The 14162-nt window shown below is 66.5% G+C and carries 12 protein-coding genes; 4 read left to right on the top strand and 8 right to left on the bottom strand.

The features are described 5' to 3' along the window. Nucleotide 1 precedes the first annotated feature (1 nt). From FL344_RS00850 to FL344_RS00820, 7 genes are all read right to left on the bottom strand, one after another. Complete coding sequence (locus FL344_RS00850; RefSeq protein ID WP_141617122.1) at nucleotides 2-589, bottom strand: DUF1629 domain-containing protein; 588 nt, start codon at nucleotides 587-589, stop codon at nucleotides 2-4. 7 nt (nucleotides 590-596) lie between these two features. Further along, nucleotides 597-1370, bottom strand: a complete 774-nt coding sequence (locus FL344_RS00845; RefSeq protein WP_141617121.1) for an AHH domain-containing protein — start codon at nucleotides 1368-1370, stop codon at nucleotides 597-599. After that, a complete protein-coding gene (locus tag FL344_RS00840) occupies nucleotides 1367-2617 on the bottom strand; it encodes a hypothetical protein (protein ID WP_141617120.1) in 1251 nt (416 codons plus the stop codon). Before FL344_RS00840 ends, FL344_RS00845 begins: the two co-directional genes overlap by 4 nt. Before the next feature lie 34 nt (nucleotides 2618-2651). Further along, nucleotides 2652-3116, bottom strand: coding sequence for a DUF4150 domain-containing protein (locus FL344_RS00835; protein WP_141617119.1), 465 nt, complete (start codon nucleotides 3114-3116; stop codon nucleotides 2652-2654). 116 nt (nucleotides 3117-3232) lie between these two features. Beyond that, nucleotides 3233-4270 carry a DUF2169 domain-containing protein gene (locus FL344_RS00830; protein WP_141617118.1) on the bottom strand — a complete coding sequence of 346 codons (1038 nt, stop codon included), beginning with the start codon at nucleotides 4268-4270 and terminating at the stop codon, nucleotides 3233-3235. Between the two features lie 133 nt (nucleotides 4271-4403). Continuing rightward, on the bottom strand, nucleotides 4404-4919 hold the full coding sequence (locus FL344_RS00825; protein WP_228564656.1) for a DUF1629 domain-containing protein: 516 nt from the start codon (nucleotides 4917-4919) through the stop codon (nucleotides 4404-4406). Between the two features lie 158 nt (nucleotides 4920-5077). Then, a complete protein-coding gene (locus FL344_RS00820) occupies nucleotides 5078-5704 on the bottom strand; it encodes a hypothetical protein (protein WP_141617116.1) in 627 nt (208 codons plus the stop codon). Nucleotides 5705-5879: 175 nt separating this feature from the next. Here FL344_RS00820 and FL344_RS00815 point away from each other — a divergent pair, with 175 nt between their 5' ends. The 4 genes from FL344_RS00815 to FL344_RS00800 are packed head-to-tail and all read left to right on the top strand — an operon-like array spanning nucleotide 5880 to nucleotide 12370. Next, nucleotides 5880-8747 (top strand): FG-GAP-like repeat-containing protein, encoded by a 2868-nt coding sequence (locus FL344_RS00815; RefSeq protein WP_141617115.1) that lies wholly within the window; start codon nucleotides 5880-5882, stop codon nucleotides 8745-8747. Then, a complete protein-coding gene (locus tag FL344_RS00810) occupies nucleotides 8744-9517 on the top strand; it encodes a hypothetical protein (protein WP_141617114.1) in 774 nt (257 codons plus the stop codon). Before FL344_RS00815 ends, FL344_RS00810 begins: the two co-directional genes overlap by 4 nt. 7 nt (nucleotides 9518-9524) lie before the next feature. Continuing rightward, nucleotides 9525-11192, top strand: a complete 1668-nt coding sequence (locus FL344_RS00805) for a GH3 auxin-responsive promoter family protein (protein WP_141617113.1) — start codon at nucleotides 9525-9527, stop codon at nucleotides 11190-11192. Further along, on the top strand, nucleotides 11189-12370 hold the full coding sequence (locus tag FL344_RS00800; RefSeq protein WP_141617112.1) for an aromatic ring-hydroxylating dioxygenase subunit alpha: 1182 nt from the start codon (nucleotides 11189-11191) through the stop codon (nucleotides 12368-12370). Before FL344_RS00805 ends, FL344_RS00800 begins: the two co-directional genes overlap by 4 nt. Before the next feature lie 13 nt (nucleotides 12371-12383). Here FL344_RS00800 and FL344_RS00795 read toward each other — a convergent pair whose 3' ends face one another. Beyond that, complete coding sequence (locus FL344_RS00795; RefSeq protein WP_228564655.1) at nucleotides 12384-13730, bottom strand: ATP-binding protein; 1347 nt, start codon at nucleotides 13728-13730, stop codon at nucleotides 12384-12386. Between the last annotated feature and the right edge of the window lie 432 nt (nucleotides 13731-14162).

Genomic DNA, 14162 nt, shown 5'->3' with positions numbered 1-14162 from the left:
CTCAGTAGATGCGGCAGCGGTCGCCCATGCCAATGTACTTCACGCCCGTGATTCCCGCGGCATCAAGGACCGCACGCAGGTCGTCACGAATGAGGATGACGGAAGGCATGGACTTCAGGCGAAAGAGTTTCGCTTCGGGAGGAACCCGGTCTTCCAGGACATGAAGCCGGAACAGGCCAGAAAGTATCTCCGGCTCCAAGCCAAGCTGTTCTACATCGCTTCGCGCCAGGTCAATGCAGTCGTGCTGGTCGAGCACGTTCGCGACGAAGAAGTCCTTCGCTGCAATCCGGCCTTTGTGATTGGCGATGGAGACGGGGAGGAACTCGATGTGGGCGGCGGAATGCTCAGCGAGTAACTGTTTGAGCCGGTTGGAGACGATGGCGAACTGCACGGTGTTCGCAATGAGGTCTGGGGTCGCAAGCCCCTTGTTCTCCCCATCCATCTGGAGCACCACGTCCGAGGGGAACCGTTCGTCCATGCGCACGCCGCGACTGATGCGCCAGCTCGTGCCGCGAATCGATTCGGGCTCTTCGTTGATGACGCAGTTCTTCGGCTCCCGAACAGTCGAAAGGATGAAGAAGGATGGCATGGGGCAGTTACCGTGAGTCGAGCAGTTCGAAAAGCTTGTTGAGGTGAGCGCCAGGTTCCATGACGCCAGCGTCCCGGATGTCCTGGCGTGTCCGATTCGAAAATGCGTGGAGTTGTTCTCCGAGACGAGGCAGGGTCTCCGGAGTGGCTTCTGGATGCTTCTCGCGCTCCTTGTCCGCTGCTGCCGTCAGGCTCTTCCGGATGGAATTGACGCGCGCCCGTACATCCATGCTGTAGGTGCTATGATACCTGGGGTGCTTGAGCAACTGGAATAACGTGGCGTGCCGGGTGCCATTGGGCAGATAGATGATGTTGATGCCCTTGTTGACGTTGTACTTCGCTTGTTGGAGGGTCTTGAGCTCGTCGACTGTGAGCAACTTGCTCAACACGTCATCCACAGGGACGATGTGGTGCGCATTGTTTGACCAAGGCCATCTTCCACTCCCGACGAAGTTGAGGTGGCCGTAGGGACCTGCCCCCATATACCAGGCTTGCGCGCGCTTGCTGGGGTCTCTCCATTCCTGTTTGAAGGCGGTGGAGAAGATCGCGTTGAATCGCTTGCGCGCATCGCTGCCTTCTTCGTGGATGGGAAGGTTGTACCAGTCCGCTTCGTGGCAGCCTTTCTGGTAATTGAAGCCATTCTCCTTGTATCCATGACCCTTGAAGGTGCAGACCATCTTTCCACTCTGGGTCTCATAGATGCAGCGGGTCACGCAGCCGTTGTCTTCACCCGCTACGTGGGATTTGTCATTCGAAAGTGCTTCAAAATGTTCTTTGCTCATGACTGCCTCACATGAGTTGCACTGTTCGGTGAAATCTCTGGGCGCCAGGGGCTTTCGCGCAGGAGGAACGCGCTTCGGTGCGGCTCGTCATCCAGCAACGCCACCAGAATCGCCGGGCTTCTGGCGTACTGCCTGACCAGACCTCTGACGCCTAAACAGATTGCTGTCGCGCCCGTCGCGGCTCCAAGTTCGCCAAAGTGTTCGGCGACGTACCAGCGTCGGGCCGAAGCGGGGAGTCCCGCTTCTTCCATGCGGACAAGTGCGTGGCCGTATTCGCGCGCACGCACTTCATCCCCATTCAAGTTGATGATGGAGAGTCCAATGTCTTCCTGCTTCGTAGGGGGATGGCAGCAAGTGGAAATGGACTCAAAAAGAGCGGTGCCCGTGATGGGACGTTGGGCGAAGCGGTGCCCTTTTTCTTCTGCGGAGGCGACCGGGCCTAGCAGTCCTTCAATGACAGCGCCGCGTTCGCGAGCACAGTCCAGGCGCTCGAGGAGGACGAAGGCGGCAGCCTCTCCGGGAAAGCGGCCCACGGGCTTGTCGGGCGTGCGCAGAAGTCCCAGCTCATACGCCTGCGTGAGTGGTTCGTCATCGACCCAGGAGTCGATACCTCCCACGATGCATCGCTCCAGTGTTCGGGTCCGCAGCGCTTCCATCGCACGAGTGAGGACCTGGGAGAACGTCGCGGCTCCCCCAAAAAAATAGGCCTGGGCGCGTGGTGGGATGGAGAGCTGATTCAGTTCCAGCAGTTCGGGAATGAGTCTGCGGGTGAACTGCGCTTCGGCTTCGGCACGTTCGGAGGCAAGTGCACTTGCCACCCGCGCTCGCTCTCCTTCGGGGATCCGGCTCAGTACATTGGATTGGAGGTGGGTTTGCGCGAGCAGTCGCCCGGGCAGTTGTAGGTAGATGCCCGTGTGTGGGAGTGCTGCTCGTCCCAGTTGTGAGTACTCCAACAGGTCCCGTAAAGCTGCATCACCCAGCCGGAGCCAGCGAGCGAAACCTTCGAAACCGTGAGTCAGCCAAGTGATTTCCTGTCCTTGAAGCGGAACAGCCTCAAGGGTGTCTTTATCCGTTACACGGATATCAAGCTCTTTCCAACGGGTGAGTCCTGCTCGAGCTGCGGCACAGCTTGTTACGACGTCTGCTCCCAGCGAAGACACCATTCCCAGCCCGGTGATGACGATGGCATCGCCAGGCAGCGTGGAGGCCGAGTGGGGTGTCGCGCGAGACGGGTTGCTGATGCTCATTCGCGCAGCCTGCTAGGAAGGAGAGGAAGAATGACTACAGGCCCTTGTCGCAGACGCGGCACTTGGGGGCCTCATCGTTCTTGCTCATCGCAATGACAGGACCCTGCATGACGGGGAACGGCGGCGTGTTCTTGTCGTTGTGGAGCATCAGGTCGAAGGCGCGCGCCACGTTCTTCCCTTCGAACTTCACGTCGAAGGAGAAGTTGACGAACTCCGCCTTGCCCTTGGTCTTGCTGGATGCCACGCCACCGCCAGCGGTGCCGGCTTCATCGCCGGTGCTCGTCTTGAAGTTGGAGTCCTTCACGCACACCGGGTTGCCAGCGACGGAGACCTTTTTCGTGCCCTTGTCGGTGTCGGAGGACTGGGCCACGTTGGGGTAGGGGATGGGCACGGGCCCGGCCGGGCTGGGCGTCTTGCACACGTCCGGGAAGGCAACGGTGACGCCGCCACTGTCCTTCGTCACCACGGACATCTTGTTCACACCGGTATTGACCGCCATGCCAGCCACCTCCAGGGGAACAGAATACCCCGGCGAGGCCACGCGGTGCGAGGCAAGCCACCGCGAAGCCGGAGCACGGCGGCGCCGCTGGATACATGCCCCTACGCAGGCCCCGCTCAGGCCGCCTTGGGCGCAGTCACTCCCTGGGCGGTGACCTTCAGGCCCCGCACATCGTGGAGGCCCTCTCCCAGGGCGACATGTCCACGCCAGAGGAGCGTCACCTGCTCTTCGTCGGTATCCAGGGTCACGGTGTCCAGGTGCATGGGGGGCGTCGCGTCCTCGCCTCCTGCGAGCGCCACGGTGACGACCGGAGCGGCCTGGCCCGGAAGCGCGAAGGACAGGCGGCCCTTGGGAGAGGCGCCAGCGATGATGACCGGCTCGTCCCCCTTCAGGTACCCGGGAGCGATGAGACCCGGCGCGGCGGCGTTGAAGAACCGCCGGTCGAAGTCCTTGGGCAGCAAGGGCTTGCGCGACTTGTTCCAGGACTCGTCGTAGGTGCCGCCATACCTGGCGCGAGGCTGCCAGTGCGGGGAGGTGAAGCCGAAGCCCGCGGGCACCACCTTCTGGCCGAAGTCGCGCAGGGGCTCCGTGGCGGGATCCTCCAGGTTGGGCAGCTTCAGCCCCTCCTCGAAGTGGCGAGGACTGGCGCGGAAGCCCACTCCCACGGGGTTGCGCGGCTCGAAGGCCGGCTTCACGGTGTCCGTCCGGTCCCAGCCGCCGAATGCGCGCTCCCACGTGAGCGGAATCTTGTCGAAGGGGAGCGGCTTGGTGGCCGCGACATGCCCCATGCTCTTGAACCAGGTCCGCTCACCCAGGACGCGCACGGCCTTCTTCAGCGGCCCGACCTGAAGAGCCACCAGTGCCTCGGTGGCGCCCTTCTGTGGCGGGTAGGCATGCCCAATCAGCGCCACGTCCGTGGCCAGCTTGATGAAGGCGCTCTCGGGTTCGTACTTGTCGCTGGACTCTCCGGGCTTGCCCCAGGACTCGCCGCCCCACGTCACGGGCAACTGTTCGCCCGCGAGTTTGAGCCCAGACGTTCCGAAGTCGTACGTGGCCTTCACGACGAGTAGAAGCAGTGGCCTCCCGTCCTCGTCGGCGAGGCCCATCATGTCGAAGGCAAAGGGCGTTTCGTTCTCGAGGGTAGGGTGTCCCATGATTTTTCGATTCGGCAGGAGGTCCAAGCTGCTACGGGGCAAACTACCAGTACTGGCAGCCATGCCGAACCCGTTCCGAGGGGGCGTCTGGTGCACCAGGAATTCTTGACGACTGGCAGAGGCAAGTCCGGAGTCAGTAGATGGTGCACTCTTCGCCCATGGTGATGTACTTCACCCCAGTGATGCTGGCGGCATCGAGGATGGCTCGCAGGTCGTCTCGGATCAGCACTGCGGGTGGCATGCTCTTGAGCCGAAAAAGACGGGCTTCAGCTGGGATTTGGGACGAATGGACTTGGAGACGGAAAAGCCCTGAAAGCATCGTTGGGTCGGGGTTTAGCTCTTCCACCTCGCTGCGCGCCTTGTCGACACAATCGACATGGTCCAGCACGTTGGCGATGAAGTAGTCCTTCGCGACGATTCTCCCATTGGCTCGGGCAATGGAGATGGGAAGGAATTCGATGCGGGCTGCTGCATGCTGTTCCAGTAAGGACTTGAGTTTGCCGGACACGATGCTGATGCGTTCAGTGTTACTCACGAGGTCTGGGATGGCTTGGCCCGGGTGCCCACGGTCCATCTGAAAGATGAGATTGGGCGGGAAGTGATGTCCCATTGGCAGTCCCGCGCTGATTCGCCACTTCTTGGGGATCAAGGGCGCGGGAACTTGGGCAATGAGGCAGTCCTTGGGCGCACTGGCCTCTGAGAGGATGGAGAATGAGTGCATTCGGTATGACCTGTCAGGTCAGTATATGGAAAGAAGACCCCAAAGGGTATGTCTGCTCTTGATCTCCAGAAACGGCAGCGGAAGCGTTACCACGCCCCCACCGCCAGCAGGCCCGCCAGTCCCGCGTACAGGGGCACGTTGAGCGCAAGGGTCAGCCGGTTGATGCGGCGGAACCGGGCCTGCTCTTCGTCCGCGAACCAGATGCCGTCCTCGCCCGTGGTTCGTCCTTCCACGGCGTGGAAGAACAGGGCCGCGTAGGCGACCTCGACGAACAGGCTCACGAGCACGAGCCCCAGGAAGGCCAGGGCCCACAGGTCCTCGGGGCCGAGCACGCCCAGCCACCGCGCCCGGCCCCAGAACAGGCCTCCGAGCACCAGGGCGATGCACGCCACGTCATGGGCCACGCCATACGGAGGACGCCAGCGCTTCACGCCGTAGAGCAGGTACAGCTCCGCCACGCCTCGCAGCCACATGAAGGCGGCGAACGCGCCCAGCACGCCTCGCGCCTCCTCCGGCACGGCCACGTCCAGCGCCACCAGCGGGCACACGAGGAACCACAGGAACACCGCGTAGAAGAGCCACGCCAGCTTGGGACCGGAGATGCGTCCGCCTCGTGAGCCCTTCACATTCTGCGCGTGACGAAACCCGGCCGCCGCCACGATGCAGACAGCGGCCAGGATGGCGAGAAGGGCTCGGGTGTGCGGAGAGGGCATCGGAAAGCGCGCGTGCTGAAGGACCTGTGCCCGGAGTTTGCAATGCCCCGGGCATGGCATGGATGCATGGACAGCAGGGGCTCTTGCAAGCCCCTGACCTGATTGGACAGGGCGCGCTCCACGGGGCACGCTCCGCACGCGCGCGGCGACGCGCTTCGGCGGGAGGCGGGCTTCCATGAGCGTTGGTCCCGGGGTGAGCCCGGCTGCACAGGTGTACATCCCGCAACACACGGCGCCGCGCGTCGAGCGCTGGGGTTGGGTCTGGCCTCGTTGGAACGACCCGCGCCTGCCCTTCGCCTTCCTGCTGACGCTCTACGGCGTGCTCGGCTTCACCTTCTTCGGCTTCAACCGCAGCCCGTGGCAGATGGCCGCCATCGTGGTGACGGGCAACGTGCTGGACGTCGCGCTGGGGTGGGGACTGAAGCGGCAGAAGGTCGTCCCCCTGAGCGCGTACATCTCCTGCTGCTCGCTGGCGCTGCTGCTCAACTACTCGCATTCGAGCTGGCTGCTCCTCCTTCCGGTGTGGATCGCCATCGGCTCGAAGTACGTGCTCACCTTCCAGGGGCGCCACGTCTTCAATCCGTCCATGTTCGGCGTGGCCATGTCGCTGCTCTTCACGCGCGAGCTCATCACCGCCGCGCCCGCCTACCAGTGGGCCAACGGCGAGGTGGCCCTCTCCGCCTTCATCCTCATGGCGGCGCTGGTGCTGTTCTTCTTCCGGGTGGGGCGCGGGTGGCTGGTGGTCAGCTTCCTCTTCTTCTACGCGCTCCAGACGGCGCTGCGCGCCTATGTGCTCCGGCACCACCTGCCGCCGGAGGTCCTCTTCCTCGGTACGTTGGGCGCGCCGTCGTTCTTCATCTTCGTCTTCTACATGCTCACCGACCCGGCCACGTCACCGGGCACGCGGCGCGGGCAGATACTGCTGGCGTTGGCGGTGACGTTGGTGGACCTGGTGCTGCACTTCAAGGAGAGCGTCTACACATTCTTCTATGCGGCCCTCACGTGCGCCACGGTCCGCTTCCTCTTCCTCCACGCGCGAGCCGCCTGGCAGCGCGGGTTGCGCGAGTCGCTGAGCACGCTGGTGTCCTCCGGCTGGCTGAAGCGCGCGGCGGTGGTGGGCGGGCTGGGAGGCCTCATGGTGGGTGGCTACACCCTGGCCGCCACGCCCGGAGTCCGGACCTCGCCGCTGGACTTCCGCATGGAGCGCGTGGAGGCGCGGGCCGCGGGGCTCGACTCCACCATGGGCAACACGCTCGAGGAGTTGGACTCACGGCTGGGGCACGTCGCGAAGTGGCTGGTGGCGGTGGGGGATTCCGTCGCCGTGGGGGACTACGACGGGGACGGCCGGCCGGACCTGTTCCTTACGCACCCGCTGGCGCGGCCCGAGGACCATGCGATCCTCTATCGCAACCTCGGCGACCTCCGCTTCGAACGGGTGCCCGAGCCCGCGCTGGAGCGCTTCGCCACCCGCTACAAGGAAGAGGGCCTACCGGGCGGCGGCACCTTCGTGGACTGGGACGGTGACGGCGACCTGGACCTCGCGGTGGCGGTGGCCTTCGGGCCTGTCCGGCTGCTGCGCAACACGCTGCGAGAGACGGGCACCGCGGGCTTCGAGGACGTGACGGAGGCCGCGGGCGTGACGGACCACGCGGTGAGCCTGGGCCTCACCTTCCTGGACTACGACCGGGACGGGCACCTGGACCTCTTCGTGCTCAACGTGATGACCACGCACCTGCCGGGCTACGAGCCGCCGGTGCCGCTCAACCTCTTCCGGCTGCCCGAGCCCGAGCACGCCGACGACCGCCGCATGTTCCGCTTCATGCACGACGGCTGGCACAACGCGGCCAACGGTGGGCTCAACGCGCTCTATCGCGGCAAGGGAGATGGCACCTTCGAGAAGGTGGACATCGCCGCGATGGGCATGCCGGAGACGCACTGGTCGCTGGCGGTGAGCACGGTGGACTTCAATCGCGACGGGTGGACGGACCTGTACGTGGCCAACGACTTCGGGCCGGACGACGTCTACCTCAACGAGGGCGGCAAGCACTTCCGCCGCGTGGCGGGCCGGCTCTTCGGCGAGATTGGAAAGGACACGTACAAGGGCATGAATGCCTCCGTGGCGGACTTCGACCGCAACGGCTGGTTGGACCTGTACGTCTCCAACGTCCACCACTCGCTCCAGGCGGAGGGCAGCCTGCTGTGGATGGTGGGCCCCGGGAAGGACGCCTTCACGCCGGAGTTCCGGGACGAGGCCACCTTCCGCGGCGCGCTCAACGAGCGGCGCTTCGGCTGGGGCGCGGCGGCGGGAGACCTGGACAACGATGGTTGGCCGGACTTGGTGCAGGCCAATGGCATGGTGGATGACCGCCTGGACGCGGCGCGGTGGCGCATCCCCGACGGCCAGCGCAAGGACTACTGGTACGTGAATCACAAGCTGATGCAGTCCGGTCCGGAGATCCACACGTACGCGGACAAGTGGGGCGACATCCGGGGCCGCACCATCTACCCGAACGAAGCGCGCCGCGCGTACCTCAACCTGGGCGACGCGAAGCCCGGACACTTCGTGGACCTGGCGCGCGAGCTCGGGTTGGACGACCCGGACAACTCGCGAGGCGTGCTGCTCTCGGACATGGATGGGGATGGCGACCTGGACGCGCTCATCACCAATCAGCACGGGCCCGTGTCGCTGTATCGCAACACGCTGCGCTCGGAGGGGCGTCAGGATGCGCACTTCGTGGGGCTCTCCTTGGTGGGGCACGGTGGTCGCACACACCGGAGCGCGGTGGGCACCCGGGTGGTCGTCTCCTACGAGGAGGCGGGCAAGCGCGTGGAGCAGGTGCAGGAGGTGGGGTTGATGGGAGGCTTCTCCGCATCGGCGGACGCCCGGCTGCATTTCGGGCTGGGCCGGTACTCGGGGCTGGTGACGGCGCGGGTGCACTGGTACGGGGGCGACGTGCAGGAGGTGTCGCTGTCGCCGGACCGCACGCATGAGCTTCGGCAGCCTCCTGACGCGGAGGTGTTGCAGGGGCGTGCCCGGCCATGATGTCGCCGCTCAAGGGTTCGACGGTGCGGCGTGATGCGCTCACGGAGGCGCAGCGTGGGCAGATGCTGGCGCTGATGCAGCTCTGCTACACGGGCGTGTCGCCGGAGCGCTTCTCCGAGGACCTGGAGGCCAAGCAGTACGTCATCCTCCTCCACACGCGGCGAGGCGGGGAGTTGGTGGGCTTCAGCACGCTGCGCGTCGCCGAGGAACTCGCGGGCGGGCAGCGGGTGGAGGTGGTGTATTCGGGCGACACGGTCATCCACCCCGACTGGTGGGGCCACAAGGTGTTGCAAGTGTGCTTCGGGCGCTTCGTGTTGTCGCGCAAGCTCCGCCATCCCCTGCGGCCGGTGCACTGGCTGCTGTTGAGCGCCGGCTTCAAGACGTACCTGCTCGCGGTGAACTACTTCCCCAGGACGATGCCTCGGCGGGACTGGACGCCGCCTCCCGGCCGCGCCGACTTCCTGCGCGCGCTGGCCACCCGCTGGTTCGGCGCGCAGTACGACGCGTCGCGGGGCACGCTCCGTTTCCAGGGCGCGCACTATCGCGTGCGGGACGGCGTCGCGCCCATCGACCGCGCGGCGGCACTGCACCCCGACATCGCCTTCTTCGCCGAGCGCAATCCGCGCCATGGCGAGGGCGAGGAACTGGTGTGCCTGGTGGAGATTCGCTGGTGGGACCTCTTCCTGGCGCTGGGGCGGAGTGTGTCCGGACAGCTTCGCGGCTGGGCCCGGAGAGGGCTGCGGAACGCCGGTGTCCGCGTGGGGACGTGAGGCCGTCGTGAGTGCTTCCTCCCTGCCGTTGAGCGGCCTGCGGGCCGTGCTCGCTCCCCCCGCGCTGCGCTTCTACCGGGCCTTGCGCCATCCGGAGGCCGCGCAGGCGGTGTGTCTGCAGCGGGTGCTTCGTTCGGCCGCGGGCAGCGTGCAGGCGGAGCGCATTCCTGGCTTCCACAGCATCAGCGACGCCCGTGACTTCCAGGCCGCCGTGCCGTGGGTGACACCGGACGCGCTGGCTCCGGACGTGGAGCGCATCGCCGCGGGCGAGGCCCGAGTGCTCACGCGAGAGCCAGTGCTGCGCTTCGAACTCTCTGGCGGCTCCTCGGGCGCCAGCAAGCGGGTGCCCATGACACGCGGACTCCTGGCCGAGTTCCAGCGCGCCCTGGCCCCCATGCTCTTCGAGTTGCTCCACCGCCGGCCCGCGTTGCGCGAGGGCGCCAGCTACTGGTCCATCTCCCCGCTGGCGCGAAAGCAGGACCGCACGGCGGGCGGCATTCCCGTGGGCAGCGCGGAGGACAGCGCCTACTTCTCGCGCGTGCTGCGCCCCTTGCTGTCCCGCATCTTCGCGGTGCCCGGTGAAGTGGGGGCATTGCCGGATGTGGAGTCCTGTCGCTACGTGACGCTCTGGCATCTCGTCGCCCGCGAGGACCTGTCTCTCATCAGCGTGTGGAACCCCAGCTTTCTCACGCTCCTCATGGACGCGCTGGAGCGGCACGGGGAGCGACTGGCCGATGACCTGACGCGAGGGCGCTGCCGGCCGCCTGCGTCCGGCGCCGCGCACGATGAAGCCGCGATGCAAGCGGTGCTGGCCCGGATGCGCTTCTCTCCGCGCCCGGAGCGGGCTTCGCTGCTGCGTGAGGTGCTGCGAGGTGGCTGGAGCGCTCGCGAGCTGTGGCCTCGATTGTCGCTCCTCAGCATGTGGACGGACGCACAGGCCGCCCACGCGCTGCCCGCCGCATGCCGCCGCTTTCCGGGCGTGGAGGTGCAGGGCAAGGGGCTGTTGGCCACGGAGGGCGTCGTCACCGTGCCCCTCTTCGATGCGCCAGCCCCCGTGCTCGCGGTGCGCAGCCACTTCTTCGAGTTCATCGACAGCGAGCAGCCCACCTCGCGACCTCGCCTCGCACACGAGCTGGAGCAGGGCCGTACGTACACGGTGCTGTTGTCCACCTCGGGTGGCCTGCTGCGCTACCGCCTGGGCGACCTGGTCCGCGTGGAGGGCTTCCAACACGCGACGCCCTGCCTTCGCTTCGTCGGCCGAGCGGACGCCGTTTGTGACCTGGTGGGCGAGAAGCTCGCCGGCACGCGCGTTGGGGCCGTGCTGGATGCCGTGCTTCCGGACTTCTTTGGCGGCGCGCGCCCCGGCTTCTCCATGCTGGCGCCCGAGTGGACTCCCGCGCCGTCCTACGTCTTGTTCCTGGAGACGGACGCCCCCACCCCACGGCTCGCAGCCGCTGCGGAGGCCGTGGAGCACGCCCTCTGCGAGGGACACCACTACGGCTACGCGCGAGCCCTGGGACAGCTCGGTCCGGTGCGCGCCGTGCGCGTGGCGGACGGGGCTCGCCGCTACGAGGCCCGCTGCGTCGCGCTGGGCCAGCGCGCGGGCGACATCAAGCCCCTGGACCTGCACCGCCTGACGGGCTGGTCGGACCATTTCTCCGGAGCCGCCACATGAGACCGCCACTGCGTCTGTATTCGCGCGACACCTCGCCCGCCCTCAACGTGGACCTGGAAGCCGAAGCCGACCTCACGCGCTGTGGCGCGCTGAAGGACTTCTGGTACGTGGCGTGTCTCTCCACCGAACTGAAGCAAGGCGAGCCCCTGGCGCGGACCCTCTTCGGCACGGGGGTGGTCCTCTTCCGTGATGTACATGGGCAGCCCACCGCTCTCCGGGACCGGTGTCTGCACCGGAATGCGCGGCTGTCTCGGGGCGCGGTCTTCGATGGCCGCATCGGCTGCCCGTATCACGGCTGGGTCTACGATGCGTCGGGCGCCGTGGTGGAGGTGCCCTCGTTGGGGCCCTCGCAGCGAAGCGAGTTGCTCGACGCTGACGCCTGCGCGCGGGAGGGACTGGCGACCACGCCCTGCGCGCTGGGACGCCTGACGCGCTTTCCCACCCTGGAGCAGGACGGCCTTGTCTTCGTCTACATGGGCGGCGCCGAGCCCGCGCGGTCCGCGCCGTTCCGCGTGCCCTACTGGGACCAGGAGGGGTGGACCGTCTACTTCATGGTGACGCGCTTCCCGAACGGGGTGACGAACCTCGTCGAGAACTTCATGGACGTCCCGCACACGCTCTTCGTGCATCCAGGTTGGTTCCGCAGGCCCGCCAGCAAGCGAGTGCCGGCCACGGTGCGGCGCACGGCGGGCAGCGTGTTGGTGACGTACAAGCAGGCACAGGACACCGTCACGGGCCTGGGCCGGCTCTTCAATCCGCGCGGACTGCCGCTGCTCCACACGGACAAGTTCTACGTCCCCAATGTCACGCGCGTGGACTACTTGTGGGGCGAGCACGGCTTCGTCATCAATTCGCAGTGCACGCCCATCGGGCCCACGGACAGCCTCGTCTACACGGCCATCAGCTATCGGTTGCCGGTGGATGTCCCCGGTGCGCTGGTGGGACGCGCCATGATGCCGCTGGTGCGGTGGTACACGCGGCAGGTCATCCAGCAGGACGTGGTCATCATGGATATCCAGCGCGAGGCGCTGCTGGACGGCCCGGGTGGAGGCGTTTACTCCGGCACGGAGGCGGACCTGCACCACGCCGACATCGAGGCGTATCGCCGCTGGCTGCGGGAGGGCGGCCAGGGCTCGGGGCCCGAGGACGCCGAGCGCGACATGGCCTTCTGGATTTGAGTCCGTCGCCGCGTTACTGCGGACGGTAGGGTAGTTCCACGATGAAGGTGGCGCCCTGGCCCACCTCGCTCTCCACGCGGAGGGTGCCGCCGTGGGCCACCACGACCTGACGGGCTGCGTAGAGCCCCAGGCCCAGTCCTCCAAAGGCGCTCGAGGGAACGGCGCGTTCGAAGCGGTGGAAGATGCGCTCCTGGTGCTCGGGGGCAATGCCGATGCCGTGGTCTCTCACGAGGATGCGCGCGTGGTCCGGTGCGCCGTCCACCCGCACCTCGATGGGCCGGCCCTTGCCGTACTTGAAGGCATTGACCAGGAGGTTGCCCACCACCTGCTGAATCCGCAGCGGGTCCCACACGCCTTCGATGGGGACCTCCGCCCTCAACTGGATGGGGCAGTCCGCCTCGGCCGCCGGAGTCATGGCGCGGGCAACCGTTTCTCGGACGAGCCGTGACAGGTCGAGCGGCTCCATCATCAAGGGCACCTGGCCTTCTCCTATGCGGGAGACGTCGAGCAACCCGTCGATGTGCGTGGCGAGCCGCTCGGTATGGCGGATGGCCTTGTCCAGCCGCTCCAGCAGGCGTCCGCCACCATCCTTCCGCGCCACCGCGGAGGGGAGTGATTGGAGTTGGAGCTGGAGCGCGGTCAGGGGCGTCTTCAGCTCGTGACCGGCCAGGGCCAGGAATTCATCCCGGCGATGGAGCGCCTCGTGGAGGGCCTGCTCCGCCTGCTGCCGCTGTTTGACTTCCGCCTCCAGTGCCTGGGCGCGCTGCTGGAGGAGGGTGACTTCTCGCAGCCGTCCTTCCGAATCCGCGAGCCGTGTGTAGCGCTCGGTGGGAATGACGTGTGCGTGCGCCTTGCAGACATCGAGGAAGGGCCGCGCGTGCGCCGCCTGGCCGAAGTGGCCGATGGCGTAGGTGCACAGGAGGGACAGGGGGTACAGCACGCTGAGGTCATTCCACAGTGCCTCCAGCTCCACAGCCACGTCCGGCATCCCATCCAGGCAGAGGACATCCACCATCTCGCCGTAGGCGCGTACCTTGGCGCCAGGGCGCGCGGCCGCGAGGCTGTGCTCAATCACGGTGCCGATGACTTCGCGGAAGCGCTCCCAGTCCGGGCGCCCCCCCACCATGAAGCGCGCGAGTGTCTCACGGGCCTCGAGCAGGGTGAGCTGCCCGCTCGCGATGACCGCCGCGGTGTCCACGCCCGCGGCCACCAGTCGCGCGATGAGCTGCTGCCGGTGGCTCGCCTGGGCGATGATGACGAGCGGGTCTCCTCGTTCGAGCCCGCCCGTGATGTAGGCCTCGACGATGTCGATGACGATTGCCTCGTCCTCATAGAACTGGACCGTGTGGGCATGCTCCAAGGGATACCCGACGGGGGTTTCGCTGGCTGGCTGCCGGTGGCTGCTCCCGAGAGCTGCGGCGTCGGATGGAGGCATCGTCCTCACCATGTGCGTGGGCGCCTCATTATTCTGTCGGGGCCTTTCGACGCGGAACGACCCCCGGGGGCAGTGGAGCGCACGGAAGCCGTCACTGGTGGGCTGGCTCGCTTGACTCGGGTTCACCGCTGAAAGGCACAGGCGGCTGTCTGGGGCAACACGTTCCTGCAAGCGGTGGCGGCGCGTGGATTGAGCGCCTGGAGTTCGTGCACCGGCCGTCGTTCCGGGCAAGGGGTGGGCCGCGCCATGCGCGCCACGAATCGCTCACCATGGAGGAGGTGGACCGGCACGGCGTGGACCTGCTCCACCGCTGGGTTACGCGAATGCGCGACTGAAGCATCCACCCCACGGGGGGCT

This window comes from Myxococcus sp. AB036A (assembly GCF_006547355.1).
GTDB lineage: Bacteria > Myxococcota > Myxococcia > Myxococcales > Myxococcaceae > Myxococcus > Myxococcus virescens.
The sequence above is the reverse complement of the archived record's forward strand: the minus strand, read 5'-3'. Positions and strand labels throughout refer to the sequence as shown.